The following is a 23,291-nucleotide window of genomic DNA, read 5'->3' on the forward strand; positions in this document are numbered from 1 at the left end:
CTTTCCTCAGCACTTGCGAGGTTGGATCACCGGGCAGCTCGCTAAAGGATTCGAGCGAAGCTCGCCACGCCGTGAGGAGCAGCGCTGTTGCTTTGTTGACCGGATCGGATTGTCGGCGCGGCGCCGCCGAGCATGGCTTCGATATTGCTGACGCACTGCTCGACGCTTTCATCGGCAAGCGTGTACCACACCTGCTTTGCCGCCTTGCGCGCCTTCACCAGCTCTGCCCGGCGCAATTCGGCCAGCTGCTGGCTCAGCGCCGGCTGCCCGATCCCCGTCGCCTGAGCAATCTCGCCCACATTACGCTCACCGAGGAGCAAACAGGAGAGGATCATGAGCCGTTGCGGCTGGGCGAAGACCTTGAGCTTGTCGGCTGCGGCCGATGCAGCATCCTTGTTTTCGAAGAGTGGAGTCATGGCTGCGGCTCGAAACGGCAGAACCAGTCGCGCGCGCCGCTCGTCTGATCGTCGACCGGCAGGAGCGCGGCCTCGCCCTCTGTCCAGCCCTCGGGCGTAAGCACGTCCTTCTCATCGACGCACTTGAGAGCGCGCAAGAGCCGCAGGAGCTCGTCGACGGAGCGGCCGACATTATGCGGATACGCGGTTGTGGCACGGACCACCCCCTGAGGATCGATGAAGAAGGTCGAGCGCATCGCCATGCTGTCGGCCGCGTTCTCGCCGATCATGCCGTAGGCGCGGCCCACCGCCATGCTGGGATCCTCGATGATCGGGAAACCGATCTCGACCTCGAAGAGGTCCTTCAACGCCCGCACCCAGGCGATATGCGCGTAGAGGCTATCGACCGACACGCCGACAAGCTTGCATCCCAGCGCCTCGAACTCGGCTTGCCGGCGCGCCAGCGCCACGAATTCGGTGCTGCAGACCGGCGTGAAATCGGCCGGATGCGAAAACAGCAGCACCCAATGGCCGCGGAGCTTGGAAAGCTGGAATTCGCCCCTTGTCGAGCGCGCCTGAAAATCCGGCGCGGCATCCCCGATCCGGATCGCCGACGGCATGCTGGCAGCTGCTTCAATCATGAGGTCCTCCTGCAGATGCCCGCCCGACGAAGCAAGCCGTTGACGATCTATGATCGGTTACATACATGATTATTGTAACTTTGAAATCAAGGAGAGTCGCATGACCGACCCCGCTCTTGCCCATGCCGCAACGCAGATCACCGCTGCGCAAGCGGGCGTTCCCGTCATCGCGGCGTTCTTCGACGAGCCGACCTTCACGGTCACTTACGTCGTCCATGATCCGGAGACGCTTCGCGCCGCCGTGATCGACAGCGTGCTGACCTTCGACCCCGCGTCGGGACGCACGTCGCATGAAGCAGCCGACCGGATCATCGCGCATGTGCAAGAGGCCGGGCTGCACGTGGACTGGCACCTGGAGACCCACGCCCATGCTGACCATCTCTCGGCGGCCCCCTATCTCCAACAGAAGCTCGGCGGCAAAATCGCGATCGGCGCGCACATCTGCACGGTGCAGGAGACTTTCGGCAAGCTGTTCAACGCCGGCAGCGACTTCCAGCGGGACGGGTCCGATTTCGACCAGCTGTGGAAAGACGGTGACACCTTCTTGATCGGCGAGCTCTCGGTGACGGTTCTCCATGTCCCGGGCCACACACCAGCCTGCGTCGCTTATGTGATCGGCGACGCCGTGTTCGTCGGCGACACGATGTTCATGCCCGACTATGGGACGGCTCGGGCGGACTTTCCCGGCGGTGACGCGCGCACCCTGTTCCGCTCGCTTCGGCGCCTGCTCGAGCTGCCGCCGCAGACCCGCCTTTTCATGTGCCATGACTACCTGCCCGAGGGCCGCGGGCACTATGTCTGGGAAACGACCGTCGCCGAGCAGCGGCGCGCGAACATTCACGCGCATGACGGGATTACCGAAGACGAATTTGTCGCAATGCGCGAGAGCCGCGACCGTACGCTCCCCGTGCCTCGGCTGATCCTTCCCTCCGTCCAGGTGAACATGCGCGCGGGGCATCTGCCGCCCCCCGAGGGGAATGGCGTCAGCTATCTCAAGCTCCCGGTGAATCAGCTATGATTCCGGCCCTCTCCCATGCGCAGCCGCTGGCGGGATTTATTGGCGGCCTGATGATCGGCTTGGCCGCAGCCGTCATGCTGCTGGCGCTGGGTCGGATCGCGGGCGTAAGCGGCCTCGCGGCCCGCGCTCTGAAACTATCCGACGCCGGGCCGCCTTGGGCCGAGGCGACCGCATTTGTCCTCGGCCTTCCCCTTGGCGCGTGGCTTCTCGCAGCGACCGCGGAAGTGGCTCCGGCGCATTTCCCTACAACACCCCTCTTGCTGGTCGCCGGCTTGATCGTCGGATACGGCACGCGGCTCGGCTCAGGCTGCACCAGCGGCCATGGCGTATGCGGCCTCTCCCGGCTCTCGCGCCGCTCGCTCGTCGCCACGGCGCTTTTCATGGCTAGCGGCTTCGCGACCGTGGCGGCGATGCGCCTGACAGGAACGCTTTGATGCGCGCGCTCATCGCCCTCCTCTGCGGCACGCTGTTCGGCGCGGGCCTGGCTGTCTCGGGGATGACCGACCCGATGCGCGTGCGGGCATTTCTCGACCTGCTCGGCCCCTGGGACCCGACGCTTGCCTTCGTCATGGCCGGCGCCATCGTGCCGATGGCCATGGCCTGGAGGGTCCAGAGCCGCATGGCCCGGCCCTTCGCGGCAAAAACCTTCAACCTCCCCGATACTGGCCGCATCGATCGCCGGCTGGCGATCGGCTCCATTCTCTTCGGTGTGGGCTGGGGTATCGCCGGCCTGTGTCCGGGCCCCGCCGTGGCCAATCTCGCGCTCGCGCCTGCAGCAGCCGCGCCGTTCCTGCTCGCCATGCTCGCGGGCATGGCGCTGCATCGCCTGACATCGCGGTAAGCACGCCTTTTTTGGGAAACGTCCGCATTACCATCAAGCAGCTTTCTCCGACGCTCAGCGTCGCGCCGCAGCTCACCGCAGCGGATATCGCCGACATAGCCGCAGCGGGGTTCCGCTCGATCATCTGCAATCGCCCGGACGGTGAAGCACCCGGCCAGCCGCCCGCTCGCAGCATCGAGCAGGCGGCGACAAGCGCCGGCTTGGCCTTCGTCCATGTTCCCGCCGTCGCCGGCGCGCTGACCGATGCGGATGCCGAGGCCATGGCCAAGGCGCTCGACAGGCTTCCGGCGCCCGTCCTGGCCTACTGCCGCTCGGGAGCACGGTCGGAAAAGCTCGCGGAAATGGCGGGGCGGGCCCGGCAGCGTGCGGCGGAAGAGGACTATGACATCGTGGTGGTTGGCGGAGGTAGCGCGGGAATAGCTGCTGCCGCCAGCATCCTGAAGCGGCGGGACCATCTGCGCCTCGCGGTCGTCGAGCCCAATGAAGACCATTATTATCAGCCTGGCTGGACAATGGTCGGGGCCGGCGTGTTCGACGCCGCGGTCACCCGGCGCGAGGAAGCGCGGCTGATTCCAAAAGGCGCGCACTGGGTCAAGGCAGCGGCGCGCAGCTTTCAGCCCGATGCCAATCAGGTGATGCTGCAGGACGGCCGGCGGCTCAGCTACAAGGTCCTGATCGTCTGCCCCGGCATCAAGCTCGACTGGGACGCCATCCCCGGTCTTGCCGCAACGCTCGGCCGTAATGGCGTCACGTCGAACTACCGCTACGACCTGGCACCCTATACGCACCGGCTCGTCAAAGCTTTCAAGGGCGGCAGGGCGCTGTTCACTCAGCCTGTGATGCCGATCAAATGCGCCGGCGCCCCGCAAAAGGCGATGTACCTCTCCTGCCATCGCTGGGAAAAAGCCGGCGTGCTCGGCGCCGCCGACGTGCATTTCCACACAGCCGGCGGCGTCCTGTTCGGGGTGCCCGATTATGTCCCAGCGCTCATGGACTATGTCGAGCGCTACGGCATAAATCTGCATTTCGGCTCGAGGCTGGTGGAGCTCGACGGACCCCGACAGACGGCGGTATTTGAACGAGCCGACGGCAAAGGCACGCAGCGCGCGGCCGAGCGCTTCGACATGATCCATGTCGTCCCACCGCAGGTCGCGCCCGACTTCATCCGCGAAAGTCCGCTCGCCGCGGCGTCGGGCTTTGTCGAAGTCGACGAGACGACGCTGCGTCACCCGCAATACTCGAACATCTTTGCCCTCGGGGACGCCTGCTCGGCGTCGAACGCGAAGACCGCGGCGGCCGCCCGGGCCCAGGCGCCGGTCGTTGCCGTCAACGCGCTCGCAGCGCTCGACGGCCGGCCGCCAGCCGCGGCCTATAATGGCTATGGCAGCTGTCCCCTGACGGTCGAGGCCGGCAAGATCGTGCTCGCCGAGTTCGGCTATGGAGGCAAGCTCCTGCCGAGCTTCCCAGGATGGCTGATCGACGGCTCCCGCCCCTCGCGGCTCTCCTGGCTCCTCAAGGACACGATCCTGCCCCCGGTCTACTGGCATGGGATGCTCAAAGGCCGGGAATGGATGGTCAGGCCGCAGCCGATCGGCGCGTGATGGCGAAGCTTGCGCATTACCTGCCGGCGCTCGCCTGGGCACGCGGCTATGACCGGGCCACGCTCGCAAGCGACATGACCGCGGCGGCGATCGTCACGATCATGCTCATCCCCCAGAGCCTCGCCTATGCAATGCTCGCGGGGCTCCCACCCGAAATCGGGCTTTACGCCTCGGTCGCGCCCCTCCTCGCCTATGCCGCCTTTGGCACGAGCCGAACTCTGGCGGTGGGGCCGGTCGCCGTAATCTCCTTGATGACGCTGACCGCCGCCAGCGCGATTGGAGCGCCGGGAAGCCCGCGCTTCATCGCAGCCGCGCTCATACTTGCGCTGCTATCAGGACTGATCTTGCTGGCGATGGGCCTTCTCAGACTGGGGTTCCTCGCCAGCCTTCTCTCGCATCCAGTCGTCTCGGGCTTCATCACCGCGAGCGGCATTCTCATTGCAGCAAGTCAGATGAAGTCGCTGCTCGGCGTCGACGGCGGGGGCGCCACCTTGCCCGAGCTTATTGCCGGACTTGCTAGCGATCTCGCCTCGATCCATCCGCCCACGCTCGCAATCGGCGTCAGCGCCTGCGCTTTCCTGTTCTGGGTGCGCAGCGGAGCAAAGCCTCTGCTGATCCGCCTCGGCATCGCGCCTCGCGTCGCCGATCTTCTCGCCAAGACCGGTCCGATCGCGGCTGTCGCGGCTTCAACGCTCGCCGTCCTCGCGCTGGAACTCGAGGACAAGGGCGTCCGGGTGGTCGGCCAGATTCCCCAGAGCCTGCCGCCCCTCACGCTGCCCTTGTTCGACGCGCAGCTCTGGCGGCAGCTCGCTATTCCCGCGCTTCTTCTCTCGGTGATTGGCTTCGTCGAGAGCGTATCTGTATCCCAGACACTCGCCGCCAAGCGGCGCCAGAAGATCGATCCGGACCAGGAACTGATCGGCCTGGGCGCCGCCAATGTCGCGGCCGCGTTCACCGGCGGCTATCCGGTGACGGGCGGCTTCGCACGCTCGGTCGTCAATTTCGACGCCGGAGCGCAAACGCCGGCCGCCGGCGTTTACACTGCCGCCGGCATTCTCGTCGCCGCCCTCTTCCTGACGCCGCTCCTCGCCGCGCTTCCGATTGCCACGCTCGCCGCGACGATCATCGTCGCCGTTCTCAGTCTGGTGGACCTGAGGAAACCGGTCGAGATCTGGCGCTATTCCAAACCCGATTTCGCAGCGATGCTGGCGACGATCCTTCTGACGCTGGCCGTCGGAGTCGAGGCGGGAATCATCGCCGGCGTCGGTCTCAGCCTGGCGCTCTATCTCTGGCGGGCGTCACGACCGCACGCTGCAATCGTCGGCCGCGTTCCTGAAACCGAGCATTTTCGCAATGTCGCGCGCCATAGGGTTTTCACAGACCCCCGGGTGCTCACGATCCGCATCGATGAGAGCCTGACCTATCTCAACGCTCGGTGGCTGGAGGAGTTTATTCTGGCCTCTGTGCATTATTCGGACACAGATTCACGGTAGCCGACCAACGGCGGGGTTTTTCGAATTCTTGAGACTGATCGGCGCCGATTTCGCGGTTCATCTCAACCAGCTTCACTTACAGCGTTTTTTGCAATTTCAGCTGTACTTCAGGCGTTCTGCGACGTGAGGAGATTTCCTCCACTGAGGGTGCGATCAGACGCTGACTTGAGCGGCCAGAATAGCGGAATGTACCCGAAAGCGATAATGTGCGACCCAGGTTATGCGTGTACGAGGCGCTGAGATCGAACCACGATTTTTTGCGGATCTGGTATTCCTGCGAGGGGCTGTTGTAAGACCACTGAAACTGGGCCACATCACCAGGTACGCTTCCCCTGTCCTTGCCATTCCATTCCAACGTCCCATTCGTTGAATAGCGAAATGTGCGCTGCTTGGTCTGGCCGTCTGACATTTCGACGGGGATGCGCTCGTTGAAGAGATTGACGCTGGCGCTTGCCTTGATTTGAGGCAGGACGGGAAGGACGATGTCAAATTGAGCGCCGCTGTTCCAGCGACTTCCCGCATTTACATAGGTGTAAAGATTCGACCCTGCGTCATTGACCTCATAATTTATGCTCCATAGTCGGCGCGTTTCACGTAGATAGACCGTTGCCCCCAACTCGACCTTGCCTGGGCGAAACTGGGCACTGACCTCATAAGCATCGGTACTTTGGTCCTTGAGGTCAGGGTTCCCTCGAAAAACGTTGTAGGCATCCTCGACGGTTCCGAAAGGCCGCAGATATTCCAGTGGAACCCTGTCAATTCGCTTGCTGTAGCTGGCTCCGAACTGAAGTCGCTTATCCACCTTATAACTGGCATGAAAGCTTGGGAAAATAGTCACGCGATTGAGGCGGACATCTTCGACACCGGGGCTCGAGATTTGGCGCTGGTTAGCTTCGCCGCGCAGACCTGGCGCCAACGTCAGCGACCCAAGCGTTTGCTGGAAAGAGACGTAGGCAGAAATAGTGCTGCTACGTGCATCGTAAGCATCATCCATATCAGCCCCGAGGGAGCCGCTGCTGTCGTTGCTGGTGAACCGATAATGTTGGGTCGTATCGTCAACATGCCAGGCGCTGCCGATCGAAAAAATTTGCCCGGCAGCCATAGGGTGCTTCCAGTCAATCTGCATGTCGATCGATGAAGATGGCTTTCGCAGGTCGATGCGATAGAGACGGCCATCGCTGAAACGGGCATTGGTCGTGTCGTGGACGCCTGGGTTGGTGTAGAACTGGATGGTCGCATTCAGTGTCTCGCCATCTTTCACGCCCGAGTGGTCGAGGTTAAGCTCCCCGGTAACGAAACTTGCGACACTGCTGAGCCGACGATGTTCTGAGAAAGGCGAGAAGTCTGGGGTCACCGCCAAATAATCAACTTTGTCGACGACGATGTCGTGCCCGCCACCGCCGCCGAGCTGTGCCGACAAGGTCGTCCTTGCGTCCAGCTTATACGATGCTTTTCCGCTGAGCCGTCCGACAGTGCCATCGTACGTGAAAAGCCCCGTTTCCTGATTGACCGTAGGGGCGTCACCCTCTTGCCTCACGACGCTGCGCTGCCGACGGTATGTGCGGCGGGTCATCGTGCCGATGTTCCCGCCCGCCTTTAACTGGTAGCTCCACGAACCGCGCTTGTAATTGAGGGTCGTATCGCCAAGGGCATACCCATAGCTCGATTCCTCAAGACTTGCATTGCCGGAGAGCCCTTCTTGCCGGGTTTTACGGAGCACCAGATTGATGACGCCTCCCCCACCCTCAGAGGAAAACTGCGCGGATGGATTGGTGATCACCTCGATCCGTTCGATATCGCTGCCGTGAAGGGTACGCAGATATTGAACGGCATCACCAAGATAGGGGCGCCCGTCTACATAAATCCGGGAAAGCCCAGCGCCCAGAACAAGGATGCGATCATCTGGCGTGACGGTCACCGCTGGAAGGCCGCGTAGCAATTGGATGGCATTCTTCTGGACGGAATGGGGATTCTCGCGGACCTGGTAAGTTCGCCGATCAATCTTGAGAGTTTCTGCCGAGCGTGCCCCGATCACTTCAATGATGTCGCCGGAATCCTCAGCGACTTCAATAGCTTCAGTGTTCGGAGGTTCAGCCAGAGTCATGGCATCACCCTTACGTCGAGGTTCCGCCGATGCGCCGCGACAATTCGTGAAACAGTAGGCTCGCTGACACCGTATAGTCTCGCCATTTCTGCACCAGACTTCCTGCCGGAGATGACAGATTCGGCAACTTCACGGCGCTGCTTCTCACTCAGCTTACGGCGGCGGCCACCTATTCGTCCTTCCACTCGTGCCTGGGCGAGGCCAGCGCTGGTGCGTTCACGGATCATCGCCCGCTCGAACTCGGCGAAGCTGCCCACCATCTGCATCATCATGCGCCCAGCGGCCGTGGTGGTGTCAATTGCCTCGGTCAGGGATCGGAAGCCGGCGCCGGCCGCCTCGATCCGTTCCATGATATGCAACATGTCCTTCAGACTGCGCGAAAGGCGATCGAGTTTCCAGACGACAACCACGTCACCTTCGCGCAGTTGCCCAATCATCTCCTGCAGTTTGGGTCTGTCCCAGCGTCCACCACTAGCAGTTTCCTCGAACACGCGCTTGCAGCCGGCCGCATCGAGCGCACGACGCTGCGCGGTGTTCGACTGATCATCGCCCTTCGACACGCGAGCATAGCCAATCAGATAGGGTTCGCGCGTCATCCAGCCTCTTTCATAAACGGTCGTATCCGGAGGGGGCGAAACGCCAACGGTTCTCCGCAGGCTTTTGCCTTTCACAATCCTCTTTCATTAAGGGGACGTAAGGCAAGAGGTTTTTGGAGGAAAAAGGTGCCTGGACGCATTCCTATGACCGGGCGGCAACGCGCCGCCCTGTTGGCCCTCCCCGATAATGAAGCGATGGTAATGCAGCATTGCAATTTCGATGCCGCTGACCTGGCGGCCATCGAGACCGCACGCACGCCGGCGACCCGGCTCGGATATGCTCTGCAACTGAGCTGCCTTCGCTACCCAGGACGGCACTTGCGTCAAAATGAGCTGTTACCGGCGGTCATGCTCGACCACATCGCCGAGCAGGTAGGCGTGGAGCCGGACATCATTGCCCACTTCGCTCGCCGCAATCCTACCCGTTACGATCAGCTTGCCGGGATCAAGGCTCGATTTGGATTTCGTGACCTTGGCAAACCGCTTCGTGCGGAAATCATGGCATGGCTGATCAAAGAAGCGAAAGGCACTACCGACGGGCGGATATTGCTCGACCGGCTCCTGGATGAAATGCGTCGTCGCCTTATCGTCATTCCTGGTGTCAGTGTGGTGGAGCGAATGGCCGCCGAAGCGATGCACCGCGCCGAAACGAAACTGATCGCCGAAATTGCCGGTAGCCTTGATGCTGATGCACGCCGGCGTCTCGATGAATTGGTCGATGACAAAGTGCACGACCGGCAAAGCCGCTTCTCCTGGCTTCGCGAACCCCAACCTCGCGTTGCGCCGGCATCCCTTACCGAAATTGTCGAAAAGGTTGGCCTGATCCGCTCGTCATGCGGATTGCCGCGAGCACTCGATCCAGCGCATGAGCCGCGCATGGCCCAGTTCGCCCGCGAGGGGGTGCGCTATACAGCCCAAGCCTTCCAGCAGATGCGGCCAGCCCGTCGGCATGTCATTCTTCTCGCCACGCTGAGCGAGTTGGAAGCCACATTGACAGATGCCGCCATCGGCATATTCGGATCGCTGGTTGGACGCGCCCATCTGCGGGCGCGAAAACGTCTTGAGCAGCGCGTGGCCATCTCCGGAAGCGAGGGCCGCGAGCGGATGGTCAGGGTCGCCAAGGTCCTCGAGGCAATCACCCGGACGGCGCGGAATGGCGAGGATATCAGCGCGGCGGTCCAAGGCATTGCTTCCTTCGACGTAATTGAGGCCGATGCTGTGATCATCCGGCGCACGGCCACCCCGCATCGGGACGACGTCCTCGACGAAATCGCGGCCGAATATCGTGCTTTCAAACGGTCCGGACCGGCATTCCTGCGGGCCTTTGATTTTCGGGGCCCCGCCAGCACAATGGCGCTGCGCGAGGCGATGGCGGTTTTGTCGGACCTCGATGGTGATTGGCGCAAACCCTTTCCGGACCTTCCACCGCTTGACCATGTCGAACGGCGCTGGCGCCGGCACGTCATCGTCGCAGGCGGGATAGACCGGACCCATTGGGAGATGGCGACCTACAGCGCACTGGCCAATGCACTTGCAGCTGGCGATATCTGGGTTCCGACCTCCCGGCTGCACCGCTCGCTTGATACCCTGCTGGCGCCGGCAGGCGTGCAACGGCAAGCGGCGTTTACCCTTGGTGACCCACATGCCTGGCTTGATGAGCGCGCCGAGAAGCTCGACCAGTCCTTGTCCAAGGTAGCAAGCAGCCTGAATAGTGGCGACGGCGCTTTGTTCGTCGGAGATCGGCTGCGCTTCCCCAAGGACACAAGGGACGACAGCGAGGACGATGCAGGGCAGAAATTCGCGCGGACCTGCTATCGTATGCTGCCGGCTACACGGATCACCGATGTTCTATCGCAGGTCGCGCGCTGGACGGGCTTCACCCAGCACTTCGGTCATGTCTCGACCGGGCTTCCCCCGACTGACGAGCGGGCCTTTCTTGCCACGCTGATCGCGGAAGCGACCAACCTTGGCATGTCACGAATGGCAGAAGTCTGCGGGGCAGCATCACGGCGGGCACTTCTGCGCATGCAGACTTGGCATATGCGCGAGGAAACCTTCCGCGCTGCTCTTGCTTGTTTGACCGACGCCATCCATGCTGAACCGATTGCCGCCTGGTTCGGCCCCGGCCACCGTGCTTCTGCCGATGGGCAGGCCTTTTATCTCGGTGGTGCCGGCGAGGCGGGTGGAACGGTCAACGCGCATTACGGCCGCGACCCGGTGGTGAAGATCTACACGACGATCACAGACCGTTATGCCCCGCTTCACCACACTGTCATCGCTGGCACGGCAGGCGAAGCCATCCATGCCCTTGATGGTATCCTCGGCCACGACAGCAATGCTAATCTCACCGCTCTGCACACGGACGGTGGCGGCGTCTCCGACATCGTTTTCGCGGTCATGCATCTGCTTGGCCTCGATTTTGAGCCGCGTATTCCCCGCCTGTCCGATCGCCGCCTCTACGCGTTCGAGCCTGCCAACCGTTACGGCCGGCTGAGCCCGCTTTTCGGCAGAAAACTCAACCGCGACCTCATTGTAAGCCACTGGCCTGAGATCGCCCAAATCATCGGCGCCATGCGTGATCGCACCGTCACGCCTTCGCTGATCCTGAAGAAGCTTTCTGCCTACCGCCAGCAGAACAGCCTTGCCGCAGCCCTACGTGAGGTCGGTAGGATCGAGCGGACCCTATTCACATTACGTTGGTTCGAAGAACCGGAACTGCGCCGGATGGTGACCGCTGAACTGAACAAAGGCGAGGCGCGCAACAGTCTGGCGCGGGCGATCGCCTTCCACCGTCTCGGACGCTTCCGGGATCGAGGCCTTGAGAACCAACAAATCCGGGCAGCGGCTCTCAATCTCACGTCCGCCGCGATAATCCTGTTCAACTGCCGCTATCTCGGCCGCGCCATTGGCGAATTGCAGCGAAGGGGTGCCTCCGTCGATCCTGCCATTTTGGCGCAGCTTTCCCCTTTGGGTTGGGACCACATAAATCTGACGGGCGACTATGTCTGGGCGGAGAACCTCAAGCTCGATGCCGACGGCTTCATGCCCTTGCTCACCAAGCCGCTACCGTGAATCTGTGCCCAAATAATGCACAGGGGCCATTCTCGAACAAATCGCCGAAAAACGTGACGTGAGGCACCTCATCTTGATGTGCTCGGCGGTCAACGCCATCGATGCCTCCGCACTCGAGAGCCTCGAGATGATCAATCGGCGTCTTGCCGACGCCGGTGTTTGCCTGCACCTGTCGGAAGTCAAAGGCCCGGTCATGGACGCGCTCGAGCGCTCGCATCTGCTCGACGGCCTCTCAGGCAAGGTCTGGCTGTCGCAGCATGAGGCTTTTACGAAAGTTATCGCTCTCGCGGACCGGGAACAGGAGTCACTGGCTGCGCCTGATCTCTGGGCCGCCAGAGGCGCGATATAGAGCTTACGCTTGACCGGGCTGACTGGCTTTATTGGCAGGCATCTCGTTGTCCTGCCCATCTGCCCCCGGCTGTTCGGCGTTCTTGGCGTCGAGGTGCCGCTTCAGCGCATATCCGCCGACAGCGACCGCAACGAGGCCGAGCGGCCCCAGACGCCGTATCAGCGCGGCTGCGCCAGCGCCAAGGAGCGCTCCGCCGGGGCCCCCGAGCCCCCGCACGTGCTTGGCCGCTCGTTCGCCCGCAATCGCACCCAGAATCTTGCCGATCATGATCGTCCTTTCTCTGTCTTCGAAGCCGAGATCTACGTCGCAGATCCTCTGACCAACACCTCACGATTTCACAAGTACGCGGCAGTGGGCCGATAGCGAACGCTGCTTCACCATGGGGTCAAGGTCAGGGCACAGACGTTACGACGATCAAGCGTATCATGGACGTCGATCGTCCGAGCGGCGCGGAACGTTCGCTCATAGCAGGAGCATGCCATTCACCCCGCCACCATCCGCAAGTCGCGAGCCTCGCGGCAGCTCGCCTGCAACAATCGGGATCTGAGATACTTGACGCAATTCCCCGAGGCGCAACATGTCTTCAGGAATGAGCCCTGAAACAGCGAAACTCGGCTTTATCGGCCGCTGTCTTCTCGTCACTGCCTGCGCCGCCGCACTGATCCTGTTGTGGCGCGTCCTGCAGCCGATGGCTCCAGCGGATCCCGCATCCCGGCTTGTAACGGCGCGGGGCGACCTTGCCGGCGATGAAAAGGCGACCATAGCCCTGTTCGAAAAGGCCCGCGGATCGGTCGTCTATATCTCGACATCCCAGCTGGTGGAGGACGCCTGGTCGCGCAATGTATTCTCCGTCCCGCGCGGCACAGGGTCCGGCTTAATTTGGGACGGCGCCGGGCACGTCGTCACCAACTTCCACGTGATCCAGGGCGCCTCGGAGGCGACGGTCCAACTTGCCGACGGTCGCAAGTTCCGCGCCTCGCTGGTCGGCGCCAGCCCGAGCCACGATCTTGCGCTGCTCAAGATCGGCGTTGCGCTGCGCCGCCCGGCACCCGTTCCCATCGGTACCAGCGAGGATCTGAAGGTCGGACAGAAGGTCTTTGCCATCGGCAATCCGTTCGGGCTCGACTGGACGCTCACCACCGGCATAATTTCTGCGCTCGACCGATCGCTGCCAAGCGAGCGCGGCGGACCCAGCATCGAACATCTCATTCAGACCGACGCCGCCATCAACCCCGGCAACTCGGGCGGCCCGCTGCTCGACTCGAGCGGACGCCTGATCGGGATCAACACGGCGATCTTCAGCCCGTCAGGCGCATCGGCAGGCATCGGTTTCGCGGTCCCGGTCGCCACCGTCATGCGCGTTGTCCCGCAACTTATCAAAAGCGGCCGCTATGTTCGGCCGGCTCTCGGCGTCGAAGCGGACGAGCAGGTGAACGAACGCCTGCAAGCGATCACCGGACGGGAAGGGGTTTATGTCCTAAGCGTTCGCCCCGGATCGCCCGCGGCCCGCGCAGGCCTTGTCGGCATCACGGCGACACCGGGCGGGATCGTGCCGGGAGACCGCATAACCGCGATCGACGGAGAAGATGTCGACAGCCTCGGCGCGCTTTTGGCGAAGCTCGACGACCGCAAGGTCGGCAATGTCGTCAAGCTCACCGTGTCGCGCGGCGAAGCAGCCCGGGAAGTTCCAGTGGAACTGGAAGCGGGGACCTAGCTGACGAGAAGAGACAGCGCCAATGAGGATTGAGCCACGCGATAGTTTCGCTCTATCGTCCTGTCATGCCGACACTCCGCCAGCTCGAATATCTCGTCGCCCTCGCGGACCTGCGCCACTTCGGTCGAGCCGCGCAGGCCAGTCACGTCTCTCAGCCCTCGCTCAGCCAGCAGCTGCGCGCGCTCGAGCAGCGCCTCGGAACCATTCTTGTCGAACGCAATCAGGGCAGTGTCGAACTAACGCCCATCGGCCGCGAGCTTGCCGAACGCGCGCGCGGCGTGCTGGTGGCCGTGGAAGACATGCGCGAGCTCGCCAGGCGCGCGCAGGAAGGCAACGCCGGCACGATCCGCTTCGGCGTCACGCCCACCTTAGGGCCCTATCTTATGTCGAACGTGATCCTGGCGCTGCACCGCCAACAGCCGGGCTTGCGGCTCTATATCCGCGAGGGCATTCCGGATGAACAGGCGCTCGAGCTGGCGCGCGGTCAGCTCGACATGCTGCTCGGTCCGCTGCCGATCGCCGGCGAAGGGGCGATAGTCGAGCCGCTTTTTCGCGAACGGCTCCGGCTTGTGGCCGCGCCGGACCACCCCCTTGCGCAGCGGCCGGTCCTTCGCAAAAGCGACCTCAAGGGCGCGCAGGTGTTGAGCCTTCATTCAGCGCACCATCTCCATCGGCAGGTCGCTGGCTTCTGCATGGAACTCGGAATGGAGCTGCTGCGCGATTACGAGGGCACTAGCCTCGATAGCCTGCGGCAGATGGCGGCGACGGGCCTCGCGCTCACCATACTTCCCGATCTCTATATCCGCTCGGAAGTAGGCGGCAGCGCCGGAGTCAAAGTGCTGGAGGTCAAGAACTGGCAACCGACCCGCAGCATCGCCGCGGCCTGGCGGCACGGCGCCGCCTTTGCCGACGCCTATGCCCGTATCGCGGAATGCGTCCGATGCGAGGCGCTGACAATCGTAGGCGCGTAAGCCGATAGGCTAATCCTATCACCGAGAGGGGAGAGATCGATTGGCGAGAACACCGCTCCTTCGCTAATTACATGACGTGGCCCGGGCCCCTCTGGCACGGCAGCGGCGAGAAGTCCTGTCGTGCGATGTCGGACCACATCGGACGTTCCGATGGCATGCAAGCGGGCCCTATCATCGCCGAAATGCCGTCAGCTCTCCGATCGAACCCATGGTTTGTGACTAGAGGAGATATACAATGAACTGGCGTGCCTTCCGTCTGCACGAGATGCACAAGCGGATCGATGAAGCGCTTCGCGCCGAGCAGCGCCATACGGTCCCCAACCCCTTCGAAATCATGCGCCTGAAGAAGCTCAAGCTGGCCCTGAAGGACCGGCTCGCTGCCCTCGCGCGAACACCGAGGAGAGTGTGACGATGGAGCGTTACAGATCCTACCCATCTGCGAACGCGCATGCCGCGAGCGCGGCGACGGCAACCTTTGACGCCGGCCTGCGCCGGCACATGCTGGGCATCTACCGCAACATGGGCCTCGGCCTCGCCATCACCGGCGCGGTCGCACTCGGCGTCGCCTCGAGCCCGGCGATCTATGAGCCGATCTTCAATACGCCGCTCAAATGGGCGGCGATGTTCGCGCCGCTGGCCTTTGTCCTCTTCTTCTCCTTCCGCATCGAGCGCATGAGCACGGCTGGGGCCCGAACGGCGTTCTTTGCGTTCGCCGCGGTCATGGGCATCTCCATGGCGAGCATCTTCCTGGTCTTTACCGGGCAGAGCATCGCGACGACCTTCTTCATCGCCGCCTCGATGTTCCTCGCGATGAGCTTATGGGGCTACACGACCGGCCGCGACCTTTCGAAATGGTCGACTTTCCTGCTGATGGGTCTGGTCGGCGTCGTCATCGCGAGCCTGGTCAACCTCTTCCTCGCCTCGAGCGTCTTGCAGCTCGTGCTCAGCATCGTCGGGGTGATCGTGTTCACCGCGCTCACCGCGTTCGACACCCAGCGCGCCAAGTCGGACTATCTGGCTTATGGCGGCACGCAAGCCGCCGAGAAGCTCGCCGTGATGAGCGCGCTCTCGCTCTACCTCAATCTCGTCAACCTTTTCCAGCTGCTGCTGACCTTCTTCGGCCAGCGCCAGGAGAACTGATCATGCTTTGCCCTTCGTGCAGAACCGAGCTCCAGATGTCGGAGCGCTCAGGCATCGAAATCGACTATTGCCCCTCCTGCCGGGGCGTGTGGCTCGACCGCGGCGAGCTCGACAAGATCATCGAGCGCAGTGCGGCCCCGCCCGCCCCACCAGCCGCGGCTGCCCAGACGTCGCCCGGCTGGAGCGGTCCGCCCCATCAAAGCGGTTACCACCCGCCTTATCAGAAGCGCCGAAAGAGCTTTCTCGAAGAGCTCTTCGACTGATCGGCGGCGCGCCGCCCCGCGCGGCCGCCGTCACTCTTCCCGCCGGGCCCCGCTGGCAGACTGACCGTCTGCGATGTCGGAGGGACAAACGCGGCCGCTTGCCGGCCGCGAAAGGAGAGACACATGGATTTCCTGTTTGTTGATTGGCTCGGCAAGCCGCTGTGGCTCTGGCTGAGCTTCCTGGGAATCGTCATCGTCATGCTCGCGGTCGATCTCGGCATCGTGCACCGCAAGTCGAAGGAAATCGGCGTCACCGAAAGCCTGGTGACGTCCGCGGCCTACATCCTGCTCGGCCTCGCCTTCGGCGGCTGGGTCTGGTGGTACATGGGCGCAACCGCGGGCATGAACTATCTGACCGGCTTCGTTGTCGAGAAAAGCCTGGCGATGGACAACGTCTTCGTCATCGCCATGATCTTCACCTATTTCGCCGTACCGCGCCTCTACCAGCATCGCGTGCTGTTCTGGGGCATCCTTGGCGTCATCGTCCTGCGCGCGATCATGATCGGCGTCGGAGCAACGCTGGTCGTGCAGTTCAGCTGGGTGCTATATGTCTTCGCGGCCTTCCTGATCTTCACCGGCGTCAAGATGTGGCTCTTCGCCGACAAGGAATATGACGTCGCGGCCAATCCCGTGCTCAAGTTCGTGCGCCGGCATTTCCGCGTGACCGACCGCCTGCATGGTGAGCATTTCTGGGTGAAGCAGGCAGACCCCGCCACCGGCAAGCAGGCCTGGTTCATGACCCCGCTCATGCTGGCCCTGCTCATGGTCGAAATCGTCGACGTGGTCTTTGCCGTCGACAGCGTGCCGGCGATCTTCGCCATCACGACCGATCCGTTCATCGTCTACACATCGAACATCTTCGCCATACTCGGCCTCAGGGCGCTCTATTTCGCCCTGGCCGCGATGGTGGACCGGTTCCACTATCTCAAGTACGCGCTGGCGATCCTGCTTGTGTTCATTGGCTCCAAGATCTTCGTCGCCGACGCTCTGGGGCTGGCGAAGATCCCGCCCGTGGCTTCGCTTTCGGTCACCTTCGCGATCCTGGCGGCCGGCATCGGCTGGTCGCTATGGAAGACGAGGGACCAGGCCGCGCACCCGGCCTGAACAACCTTGCCGGCGGGGACGTCCCCCCTGCCTTCCCGCCGGCGTCTTTTTTCTGCCCTTGCCTCGTCCGCATGCAAGCGCCGCTCATTTGGAAAGGAATGGTCTTGGCGTCTCGTCCAACGCGCGCACTGCTCGTGATCAATGCTCTGAGCCGGTCGGGCGCAGCGATGGGCGAGGCAGCGCACCGGTTGCTCGCCGACCAGGGCTGCACGGTCACTCGGCTCGACAGCAGGACATCCGAGGAGGTCAGCCCCTGGATCGCCCAGCAGGGCGACGCCGCGGATTTCGTGATGGTCGCAGGCGGCGACGGAACGATGAATGCGGCCGCGCGAGGCCTGCTCGCAACGGGCCTGCCGCTCGCCCTGCTGCCGGCCGGCACCGCGAACGATCTCGCGCGGACCTTGGGCCTTGGCGGTTGCACGCTGGAGCAATGCGTGTCGCTGCCCACCATAGGGCGCACATCGAAGATCGACCTGGGTGAAGCAAACGGACACCTCTTCTTCAACGTGGCCAGCATCGGGCTCAGCGCCGACCTGGCGCAGGCGCTGACTCGCGAGGCGAAACGCCGCTTTGGCCGGTGGAGCTACATCATTGCGGCGCTCCGGGCGCTGCGCGCGGTCCGTCCGTTCCGGGCGACCGTCTCGCACGATGGACAGACCGTCAGGGTTCGCACCCTTCAGATCGCCATCGGCAACGGGCGCTATTATGGCGGCGGAAACCTGTCCCGCTTAGCGGTCTCGATGCCGTTCAGCGCTGTTCTGGTATTGTGTCGACTGCGCGTGTCGCCCGACATGCTGGATCGATGGATGGAGCGGCACGGGCGTTGGTTGCTCGTGCCGTCGCCCCTCCCCCCAGCCATTCGCGACAAGCACTCGCGCAATTGCGAACTGTCCAGATTTGGACTATATCCAAATCCGTTCAGGAGGCGCAAATGGCGAGGAACGCGATTGAAGGCGGCGGCCAGACGGCGGAACTTCCGCCGCGCCTGGACCTGTCCCGCTTCGCGCCGGCCAATCGACGCCGCCTGAGCGCACCTGCCATGCGGACCTTCGTCGCGATTGCCGACCTGTGGGGGCTTAACGAGGAACAGCGCCGGTTGGTGCTCGGCTATCCCTCCCGATCGACCTATCATAGCTGGTGCAAGCAGGCGCGCGAACATGGGACCATCACCCTCGATGTCGACGTGCTTACCCGGATCTCGGCACTGTTCGGCATTCATCAGGCGCTGGGCGTGCTGTTCGCCGACGAGCATGAAGGCATCGACTGGCTGCGCCAGCCTCACGACGCTCCGGTGTTCGGCGGCCATCCGCCGATTGATCTGCTGACGAGCGGCACCCAGGACGGGCTGATGACCGTGCGCCGTTTCCTCGATAGTGCGCGCGGCGGCATCTACATGGCTCCGAACGCCGCCGACGAAGGCTTCGCTCCCTACAGCGACAGCGAAATCGTCTTCGGGTGACCGACTACAGGCCCGCGCCTCGGCCGGCGTATCGACTTGTGCCGTCGCGCTTTCCCCCCATCGGCCTGTTCGACACGGTGGCGACAGCCGCCGACGCGGCTGCCGTAATGGAGCTTGCCGGTTGGACGAACGACCGCCTGGTGGCCGAACGGATCGATCGCCTGCCTCGCGATCAGTGGGTTTATGGCCGTCCCAACGCGAGCATCATCATGGCATCCTTTCTCCATGTCGCGCCCGGCGGCATGCGGTTCAATGGTCCCGATCTTGGCGCTTGGTACGCGTCGGCCTCGATCGTCACGGCTGCGGCCGAGGTCGGACATCATCTGCGGCGTGAAACGGTGGCGCGCTCGGTAGAGGCCATGGCACGGACCTATCGCTCCTACAGCGCCACGCTGGTCGGCAATTACCTAGATATCTGCGGCCAGCAGTCAGCCTATCCCGATGCCTATCTCCCGAACAGCTATGCCGGAGCACAGGCATTCGGCGAGACAATTCGCGCGTCGGCCTCAGCCGGCATTGCCTATGACAGCTTGCGCCATCGGGGCGGCACGAACGTCGTTGGATATCGGCCGGCTGGAATCATCGATGTCGTCCAGACCGATCATTTCGAGATCAGCATTGAAGCTGCGTCCAAACAAATCGACGTCCGCAAACTGAGCGCGTGAACGGCGGACACCGCTCGCGTGCCCGGCATGGACGGGTTCGAACTCGCCGAAATCATGCGCGCCAACGAGCGTTCGCGTCATATCCCGATCATCTTCGTTACCGCAGGCAGCGCCGACGTCACCCGGCGCTTCCGCGGCTATGAAGCGGGCGCCGTAGACTTCATCCAGAAGCCGATCGAAGCCGACGTGCTGCGCTCCAAGGCCAATGTCTTCTTCGATCTCTACGGTCAGCGGCGGCAGATCATCGCACAAAGGGACGAACTCGCAGGCCTCACGAAAGCGCTTCAGGAAGCCGACCGGCAGAAGAACCGCTTCCTCGCCGTGCTTGGTCACGAGCTCCGCAATCCGATCATGGCGCTGAGCGGTGGACTCGAGCTCCTCGAAAAGCGCGAAGGAACCGAGCTGGCGCGCGAAATCCGCAGCGGCATGCGCCGCAGTCTCAAGCATGTGACCCGGTTGGTCGAAGATCTCCTCGACATCGCGCGGATCGATCAGGGCAAGATATCCTTGAGAAAGGAGCGCTTGCATCTTCAGGAGGTTCTCGGCTTTGCAATGGAGGCGGTTCGGCCCGCCCTCGAGGAGGCAGAGCACGCGCTCCATCTCGACGTGACGCCGGAGCCCATCTGGCTCGATGCGGACCCGGCCCGGATCACCCAGATCATCAACAACCTCGTAGGCAATGCCGTGAAATATACCCCGCCGGGCGGAAGGATCGATCTCAGTGTCGGCCGGGACGGGTCCTCGGCGCTCTTGCAGGTCACCGACAACGGCGTTGGCATACCGGCCGAGCAGCAGAGCCGAATTTTCGAGATCTTCGAGCAGATCGAAGGTGGCGCGCGTGCAACGCAAGACGGTCTCGGCATCGGCCTCGCGCTGGTTCGACAGCTGGTGGAGCTTCATGACGGTTCGATCGTGCTGGCCAGAAGCGCGGTGGGCGAAGGGAGCACCTTCGAGGTTCGCCTGCCTGCCACGGGTTGACCCGAGCCGGTTGAGACCGCCGGGCATCAAATGACCGGCGGCCTCACGGCTGGCCCGAGCGACGATGCAAAAGATGTAAGCTGGCTCAAGGCTGCCTGACGAGAGCGCAACCACGACCAGAACGTCGTTCGGCTGGGTCGATCAGCTCGCTCAATCAGCGAAACGTTTGGCCAGTCTAGCGCTGGCGCCGCTCTTGGCCGCGAGACGCGCACCATAGCGCATGACCGTCTTCGGGTCGCGCCAGCGGTAAGCCTGCATGATCGCGGGCAAGCCTTCCCCGGCCGCGAAATTGTCCTGGGCCACGCCTACACGGATCGAGTGCGACGAAACCGCGGCCACCCAGCGCTCAAGCTCGGCTTCAGACATCGCACCCAGAAGCTTGCGTTCCCAGGCCGCTCGTATCAGCCGCCGGTAAATCAAGGTGACGCTGTTGGGATGGAGACGGTTTCGGCCTATAGCAGCTACAGACCCGTCAAAATGGGTTTCGACCCGCCGGAATAGGGGGCCTTTTCGAACATCGGCCTTGTCGCGCCAGCGGCGTATCGCCGCCATCGTCTTGGGCGCAAGATAGGCGTAGGCCCCCTCCCCCACCTGGTCGGTTTTCGACGAAGGTATGAAGAGAATGCCCGCCCCCTCGGTATCTGGCCCTTCGACATGGTCGACATCGATCGCCACGAGCTCAGACCGCCGCGCCCCGGTGTCGTAGGCGACGCGCAGGAATGCCTCATCGCGAAGGCCCAGTTCGTCGCGCCGGCACGCTCTGACGAGATGAGCGAGACAGACCCCCACGGCCGGGCTGTCCAGGTCCGATATTTCGCCTTTGAAGCGAATGGCTCGGGCCTGTCGCTGCTTGACGCCGAGAGCCTTGCGCGCCGCTTTCTTCTCAAGCCGAACGAGCGGCATGGACGTTGGATCGGGAAGACCAGCCATGCGGTAAGCCCAACCGACATTGACGATGTAGCGCTCGATCGTCGCCATCGCCCGCTGAGTCTCGCTGCTGTCGTCGATGCCGGCGAGAGCGCGGATCCAGGACGCCACGAGCGCGGCATCGGCGCGATCGGCCGCGATCCGGTTCTGACGGCACCATTTGCCCCAGAGAGTCAGGTCCGAACGGAAGGCGCGGCGCGTGTTCGCAGACCATCCTCGAACGGCGGCGGCAACGAGCGCCTCGTCGATCGGTGCTCTTGGACCCACCAGCTCGCGGACGTCCGCGACAACCGCCAGACTGCCATGGCGATCGGTCTCGCCCTGGGGTGCCAGGATTGCGCTATCGATCATGGCACGGGCTCACCCATCCAGCGGTACAGGCGGTTGCCCTCGACACGCAGCACGAGCAGATCCTCGACGGTCAAAGGCCGCACGTGCGCGACTGGATTGCGAATGACGCTGAGGCGGCCGAGCGTCTCGCCGATTGACGTTTTCACCTTGAAGAACGGTTGGAACACGTCGCGCCAATTCTCGCCACGTTCGATGATGCCGCGATAGTCACCGAAATCGGCATAGTCGAATAGCTCTCCAGGTGCGCGCTGCGCGTCCACATCGGCCTGGCGCCGTCTTTCCCATTCCTCGCGGATATTCTTGTGGACGCGCTGGCGGATCCATTTCTCCCCTACCCCGGCCTTCATCGACCGATCGATGAAGGCCCGCAGCCGGCGCTCGAGCTGGCGGAACATCAAGGAGATGACCGCATCGAGCTCATCGGGGTCGGCTTCGGGTGGTGCTTCCGGAACCATGCCAAAGGGCACGAATATATTGCCCACGAGCGCCATCGGCAGGCTGGCCAAGCGCATGTCGAAGCCCCGCGCGATGCGCAGGCCTGAGGCCAGCATCGCGTCGTCGACCGCTTCGTCGCCCTGATCCTCGCGCCGATAGTCGCCAAGCTCGGCGCGCACCAGCTGGGTGGCTCGAGGGGCGGCAGGACTGGTGCGCGCCACAATCTCGGTCATGCCCTTGAAAGCGGCATAACCCTCGATTGAAAGCTCGGGCTGATCATCGCGCACCCAGGGGGTTTCAATGCCCGCCATCTGCGCGGCGGTCGCACGCGCCCACTCCCCTGCCGGATCACCCACCCCCGCAACTCCGGCAAGGTCCACTGCGGCGATCTCGGCCGCGGTGGGAAAGCGCAGCTCAGGCACGAGGTCCGGGAAGTTCGACGAAAGCGCGGCGCGGGAAAGGCGCGCGGCATTCGTGCCAGCAATGAACTCCTCGACACCGGCAAGCTGCTCTACAATCGATCGGTCCAGCGCGGCCGCGGTGCCGAGCCGTTCGAGCATGGGCGCAAGCGCGCCACCACGCGCCAGAGCATCGGCCACCGTATCGGGGATCAGCGGGCGCGCACCCAGCATGCGCTGATAAACGTCAGCCTTCGGCAGGAGCTTGTCGAGCCGCTCGACGCTCGCGAGCGCCTCTTGGAAGGCGGAAAGGCGACCGGTCGCTTGCGCATAGCCGCCGCTCGAAACGAACTTATCGAACTCGCTTTGTCGGCGGGCCATCTCCTCGATGATGTTGGGACGGCGCTCGAGCATGTCTGTGATGCGCTTGTGATTCGCCGCCATCTCTTCGAAGATCGTCGGTCGAAGCTTAAGCATCTCGTCAAGGCGTCGCTGCCCTTTCAGCGCCCTAGCGAGGACATCGGCGTTCCTTCCCGCCTGCGTTGCGGCGCGGATGATATCGGACGTGCCGTTCAGGTCCCGCATCGCCTTGCGGATCGGATCATCATCGAAATTCACGGGTTTCCTTCTGGCGCCTTGATATTGCTGCTGTCAGTTTGACCAAACGGACAGACCGAAATTGCCAGGCTTTTCAATCTTCATCTATCCCAAATACCTCCGGACTCTCGCCCGTCCATCCCGTTTCTGATACAATACCGGTGGACCCGGCAACACGA

At 63.2% G+C, this 23,291-nt stretch carries 24 protein-coding genes; 18 read left to right on the forward strand and 6 right to left on the reverse strand.

The window, feature by feature from the left end:
- Positions 1-41: 41 nt before the first annotated feature.
- Entirely contained in the window at positions 42-416 is a 375-nt protein-coding gene (locus tag KAY22_RS10435; RefSeq protein WP_069336910.1) for a metalloregulator ArsR/SmtB family transcription factor, read from the reverse strand.
- On the reverse strand, positions 413-1,036 hold the full coding sequence (locus KAY22_RS10440; RefSeq protein ID WP_021224316.1) for a peroxiredoxin: 624 nt from the start codon (positions 1,034-1,036) through the stop codon (positions 413-415). The genes KAY22_RS10435 and KAY22_RS10440 overlap by 4 nt, the downstream gene beginning before the upstream one ends.
- Before the next feature lie 100 nt (positions 1,037-1,136).
- Here KAY22_RS10440 and KAY22_RS10445 point away from each other — a divergent pair, with 100 nt between their 5' ends.
- Genes KAY22_RS10445 through sulP form a run of 5 tightly spaced genes read left to right on the forward strand, consistent with a single transcriptional unit; the run spans position 1,137 to position 5,989 of the window.
- The gene (locus KAY22_RS10445; RefSeq protein WP_069336921.1) at positions 1,137-2,054 is read left to right on the forward strand and encodes an MBL fold metallo-hydrolase; all 918 of its coding nucleotides are present in this window, start codon (positions 1,137-1,139) and stop codon (positions 2,052-2,054) included.
- Positions 2,051-2,488, forward strand: coding sequence for a YeeE/YedE thiosulfate transporter family protein (locus tag KAY22_RS10450; protein WP_069336911.1), 438 nt, complete (start codon positions 2,051-2,053; stop codon positions 2,486-2,488). Before KAY22_RS10445 ends, KAY22_RS10450 begins: the two co-directional genes overlap by 4 nt.
- Complete coding sequence (locus KAY22_RS10455; RefSeq protein WP_180275705.1) at positions 2,488-2,895, forward strand: DUF6691 family protein; 408 nt, start codon at positions 2,488-2,490, stop codon at positions 2,893-2,895. The genes KAY22_RS10450 and KAY22_RS10455 overlap by 1 nt, the downstream gene beginning before the upstream one ends.
- 26 nt (positions 2,896-2,921) lie before the next feature.
- Complete coding sequence (locus KAY22_RS10460; protein WP_069336922.1) at positions 2,922-4,496, forward strand: bifunctional protein tyrosine phosphatase family protein/NAD(P)/FAD-dependent oxidoreductase; 1,575 nt, start codon at positions 2,922-2,924, stop codon at positions 4,494-4,496.
- Positions 4,496-5,989 (forward strand): sulfate permease, encoded by a 1,494-nt coding sequence (gene sulP, locus KAY22_RS10465; protein WP_296623079.1) that lies wholly within the window; start codon positions 4,496-4,498, stop codon positions 5,987-5,989. Before KAY22_RS10460 ends, sulP begins: the two co-directional genes overlap by 1 nt.
- A gap of 76 nt (positions 5,990-6,065) precedes the next feature.
- Here sulP and KAY22_RS10470 read toward each other — a convergent pair whose 3' ends face one another.
- The gene (locus KAY22_RS10470; RefSeq protein ID WP_277788487.1) at positions 6,066-8,093 is read right to left on the reverse strand and encodes a TonB-dependent receptor; all 2,028 of its coding nucleotides are present in this window, start codon (positions 8,091-8,093) and stop codon (positions 6,066-6,068) included.
- Positions 8,090-8,689, reverse strand: coding sequence for a recombinase family protein (locus KAY22_RS10475; RefSeq protein ID WP_277788490.1), 600 nt, complete (start codon positions 8,687-8,689; stop codon positions 8,090-8,092). The genes KAY22_RS10470 and KAY22_RS10475 overlap by 4 nt, the downstream gene beginning before the upstream one ends.
- Before the next feature lie 144 nt (positions 8,690-8,833).
- Here KAY22_RS10475 and KAY22_RS10480 point away from each other — a divergent pair, with 144 nt between their 5' ends.
- The 13 genes from KAY22_RS10480 to KAY22_RS10540 all read left to right on the forward strand — a co-directional run bounded on the left by KAY22_RS10480 (position 8,834) and on the right by KAY22_RS10540 (position 20,404).
- Positions 8,834-11,761: a Tn3 family transposase gene (locus KAY22_RS10480; protein WP_122129177.1), complete on the forward strand. Its 2,928-nt coding sequence runs from the start codon at positions 8,834-8,836 to the stop codon at positions 11,759-11,761.
- Between the two features lie 40 nt (positions 11,762-11,801).
- Positions 11,802-12,110 carry a sodium-independent anion transporter gene (locus tag KAY22_RS10485; RefSeq protein ID WP_277788673.1) on the forward strand — a complete coding sequence of 103 codons (309 nt, stop codon included), beginning with the start codon at positions 11,802-11,804 and terminating at the stop codon, positions 12,108-12,110.
- 9 nt (positions 12,111-12,119) lie between these two features.
- Positions 12,120-12,473 carry a hypothetical protein gene (locus KAY22_RS10490; RefSeq protein WP_164522511.1) on the forward strand — a complete coding sequence of 118 codons (354 nt, stop codon included), beginning with the start codon at positions 12,120-12,122 and terminating at the stop codon, positions 12,471-12,473.
- 226 nt (positions 12,474-12,699) lie between these two features.
- Positions 12,700-13,824 (forward strand): trypsin-like peptidase domain-containing protein, encoded by a 1,125-nt coding sequence (locus KAY22_RS10495; protein WP_202968921.1) that lies wholly within the window; start codon positions 12,700-12,702, stop codon positions 13,822-13,824.
- 65 nt (positions 13,825-13,889) lie between these two features.
- Entirely contained in the window at positions 13,890-14,795 is a 906-nt protein-coding gene (locus KAY22_RS10500) for a LysR substrate-binding domain-containing protein (protein WP_296623061.1), read from the forward strand.
- 235 nt (positions 14,796-15,030) lie between these two features.
- Positions 15,031-15,204: a DUF465 domain-containing protein gene (locus tag KAY22_RS10505; RefSeq protein WP_021224324.1), complete on the forward strand. Its 174-nt coding sequence runs from the start codon at positions 15,031-15,033 to the stop codon at positions 15,202-15,204.
- Between the two features lie 2 nt (positions 15,205-15,206).
- The gene (locus KAY22_RS10510) at positions 15,207-15,935 is read left to right on the forward strand and encodes a Bax inhibitor-1/YccA family protein (RefSeq protein WP_069336916.1); all 729 of its coding nucleotides are present in this window, start codon (positions 15,207-15,209) and stop codon (positions 15,933-15,935) included.
- A 2-nt stretch (positions 15,936-15,937) separates the two neighbouring features.
- Positions 15,938-16,198, forward strand: coding sequence for a zf-TFIIB domain-containing protein (locus tag KAY22_RS10515; RefSeq protein WP_069336917.1), 261 nt, complete (start codon positions 15,938-15,940; stop codon positions 16,196-16,198).
- Between the two features lie 123 nt (positions 16,199-16,321).
- Positions 16,322-17,302, forward strand: a complete 981-nt coding sequence (locus KAY22_RS10520; protein WP_296623067.1) for a TerC family protein — start codon at positions 16,322-16,324, stop codon at positions 17,300-17,302.
- Between the two features lie 104 nt (positions 17,303-17,406).
- A complete protein-coding gene (locus KAY22_RS10525; RefSeq protein WP_234792260.1) occupies positions 17,407-18,330 on the forward strand; it encodes a diacylglycerol kinase family protein in 924 nt (307 codons plus the stop codon).
- An 11-nt stretch (positions 18,331-18,341) separates the two neighbouring features.
- A complete protein-coding gene (locus KAY22_RS10530; RefSeq protein WP_201450226.1) occupies positions 18,342-18,761 on the forward strand; it encodes an antitoxin Xre/MbcA/ParS toxin-binding domain-containing protein in 420 nt (139 codons plus the stop codon).
- A gap of 38 nt (positions 18,762-18,799) precedes the next feature.
- Positions 18,800-19,426 carry an RES family NAD+ phosphorylase gene (locus tag KAY22_RS10535; protein WP_201450225.1) on the forward strand — a complete coding sequence of 209 codons (627 nt, stop codon included), beginning with the start codon at positions 18,800-18,802 and terminating at the stop codon, positions 19,424-19,426.
- A 27-nt stretch (positions 19,427-19,453) separates the two neighbouring features.
- Positions 19,454-20,404, forward strand: a complete 951-nt coding sequence (locus KAY22_RS10540) for a hybrid sensor histidine kinase/response regulator (protein ID WP_081331678.1) — start codon at positions 19,454-19,456, stop codon at positions 20,402-20,404.
- Positions 20,405-20,554: 150 nt separating this feature from the next.
- On the opposite strand, the gene KAY22_RS10545 is transcribed toward KAY22_RS10540, so the two are convergent.
- Both KAY22_RS10545 and KAY22_RS10550 read right to left on the reverse strand, forming a co-directional pair.
- Positions 20,555-21,682 carry a tyrosine-type recombinase/integrase gene (locus KAY22_RS10545; protein WP_069336924.1) on the reverse strand — a complete coding sequence of 376 codons (1,128 nt, stop codon included), beginning with the start codon at positions 21,680-21,682 and terminating at the stop codon, positions 20,555-20,557.
- Positions 21,679-23,133, reverse strand: coding sequence for a Swt1 family HEPN domain-containing protein (locus KAY22_RS10550; RefSeq protein WP_069336925.1), 1,455 nt, complete (start codon positions 23,131-23,133; stop codon positions 21,679-21,681). Before KAY22_RS10550 ends, KAY22_RS10545 begins: the two co-directional genes overlap by 4 nt.
- Positions 23,134-23,291: the final 158 nt, after the last annotated feature.

This window comes from Rhizorhabdus sp. (assembly GCF_018006725.1).
Classification (GTDB): Bacteria; Pseudomonadota; Alphaproteobacteria; order Sphingomonadales; family Sphingomonadaceae; genus Rhizorhabdus.